We start from the raw sequence: 2,502 nt of genomic DNA on the forward strand, positions 1-2,502 counted from the left end.
TTCTTGGTACAGCCCACCACAACCATAGCCAGTCCAGCTATTACAAGCGCCACCGTGAACAAACGAATAGACATCCGGTTGGTACGGGATTCCTTTATCATGCGCTTCACCCCTCCTCTACTAAATTTATTTTTTAGTCGTGAGTTCTAGTTTTTCGCCACGCGTGCTTACCATTTTCTTTATCCCTCTAACCCTCCTTAAAAACAAATACTTCCACACAACCGCCCCTTTCCGTTGGTCATCGCGCCGGGTATACCTGCCACGTACCTCCTACCTGGGACTCTTTATCTAACTACCGTAATAACCCTCCCTTCTTCTTCGGTTGTGTCCCTCTTGTACCCGCAAACCTCTCCGGGTATTTCCTTCAAATACTTCACCTTTTTTCTTCTAACAAGTTATGTCCCTTATGGACATATCCGTCTTAACTAAGAACCGGCTTCGCCGTGTACAAATCGCCCTGCCTAAATTCATGTTCCTGTCGAAGAAACTCCTCACTTATGGTCACTAGTGCTCTTAGAGCCACTCTCATCGCGCCTTCTTCCACATTAAAGCGTGGGTGGTGCAGAGGGTACGAGGTTTCTTTACCAGCGTTAGTTCCCAAGAAAAAGAACAACCCTGGAATTCTTTGAAGGTATAGGCTGAAATCCTCACTAGCCATCATAGGTCTGGCTTCTACTAGTGCATCCCTACCTAAAGACGTTTCAAGGAGTTCCCGCACCACTTTTACTATTCCCTCATCATTTACCAACGGCGGTATTTCGCGCCTATAATGAAGACGGCACCGTACACCGAAAAGCCTATTAACACCTTCCGCCGTATTTTGAATTACCTCTTCAATTTTCCTATCGATCTCATCAGAGAAACTGCGAACCGTTCCCTCCAGCCTGACGTTGTCGGCTACGATGTTAGGTGCCCGTCCCCCCTGGATCCGGCCAACCGTGACCGCGAAAGGGTTCAGGGCGTCCACACGCCTGTTTAAAGCAGAATAAAGGTGGGTAATAAAGGATGCCGACGCTGCTACGGCGTCAGCGCCCTTGTGCGGCTGGGAACCATGACAACCTTCACCGATAATGCTCACTTCGAAGTTACTTTCGGCAGCCATTACCGGCCCGGCAGTCAGGGCAATGCTCCCCGCTTTATATTCCGGCGAAACATGGAAGCCGATTATTACATCGGGACGCGGATTATCCAGGCAACCGCTATCAATCATCTTTTGCGCTCCGCGATTTGTTTCTTCCTCAGGCTCAAAGATAAATTTAACGGTCCCGCTTAAGTCTGAACGTCTTTTGGAGAAGTACTTTGCCACTCCCAGCGTTACCGCCATATGGACATCGTGACCACAGGCATGCATAACTCCTCGGTTCTGAGAAGCGAATTCTAAACCCGTCTCCTCTTCAACCGGCAGAGCATCCATGTCACACCGTAGAGCTACGTTGCGACCCGTGGAGGTACCCCGGAGTACGGCCACAAGGCCGTACCCCGTACTGGAGGCAGATACCTCAAGCCCCCATTCCTCCAGCAACCCTTTAAGAAATGCAGCCGTCTTTTCCTCCCTGCCGCTCAGTTCAGGATGCTGATGTAAGTGCCGCCGGAAATAAAGCACTTCCTGAAAAATACTATCTTGCCCTGCGGTCATACTTATAGTGCCAACTCCCCACCTTCGTCCTCTCCGCCCTTCGGCAAAGCCTCCACCACCAGGTCCCGTATAACCTTCCCTTTTTTGTGTTTCAGGGTTGCATCATCTTCAACTACTGTGGTGTAGGCCCCCCGCGTACGCACTTTTACCTTCACGTGGCACCCGGCACATTTCCCGATCCGACAGGAGGTGTAAAAGGCCAAACTATGGTCCAGGTTCTCGTAGATGTAGCGCAAGGCGCTCATCACCGTGGTTCCCTTGCTGTACGGTACCTCGTATTCCTGGTAATAGGGCTCCTTATCTGTGGCCGGATCGAACCTCTGCACCCTCACCTTCAAGGTCTTTTTTTCTCCATTCATTTGGTCTCACCCCTTCAGACCGTAATCCCTGATTACCCTTCTTGGCTGCACGTAAGCTAGGTCTACGTCCCGGATTTCTATCGCCATTTCGTCCCCATCCCGCCGCAGGACAATATTTTTGAGCCAATTTACGTTATCTGTCTTCGGAAAATCCCGCCGATATAAGGCTCCGCGACTTTCCTCTCGAACCAAGCTGCTTCGGGCCACCATCTCTAGCACCAGCGCCATGTTCTCTACCTGGATGGCTTCCACCCATTCCTTGTTGTAGCGTGTTTTCTTGTTACTCACACAAAGATTGGGAATAACTTCCTCTCGAATGTTTTTGAGGCGGCGCAGGGCCTCCTCCAGCCCCTCACGATCGCGTACTACTCCGACGTTCATCCAGGCTATGTCCTGCAGCTCCTGGCGCGTCTTAACGGGGTCAACTCCCTTTGAGGCCTGGAGGCTGCGGAATAAACGCGTTTTGACCTCTGCGACCTGTTCAACATCAACGTTCACTTCCCCGAC

2 protein-coding genes and 1 pseudogene are annotated in these 2,502 nt (G+C 51.0%); all 3 read right to left on the reverse strand.

Features of this window, described 5'->3' with window-relative positions:
• Positions 1–421: 421 nt before the first annotated feature.
• Positions 422–1,636 carry a M20 metallopeptidase family protein gene (locus AC29Z1_RS15580; protein ID WP_488272372.1) on the reverse strand — a complete coding sequence of 405 codons (1,215 nt, stop codon included), beginning with the start codon at positions 1,634–1,636 and terminating at the stop codon, positions 422–424.
• 2 nt (positions 1,637–1,638) lie between these two features.
• Positions 1,639–1,995, reverse strand: a complete 357-nt coding sequence (locus tag AC29Z1_RS15585) for a 2Fe-2S iron-sulfur cluster-binding protein (protein ID WP_488272373.1) — start codon at positions 1,993–1,995, stop codon at positions 1,639–1,641.
• Between the two features lie 6 nt (positions 1,996–2,001).
• Positions 2,002–2,502: pseudogene (locus AC29Z1_RS15590) on the reverse strand (hypothetical protein); the annotation flags it as partial.

The sequence above is a fragment of the Sporomusa sp. genome, assembly GCF_057736855.1.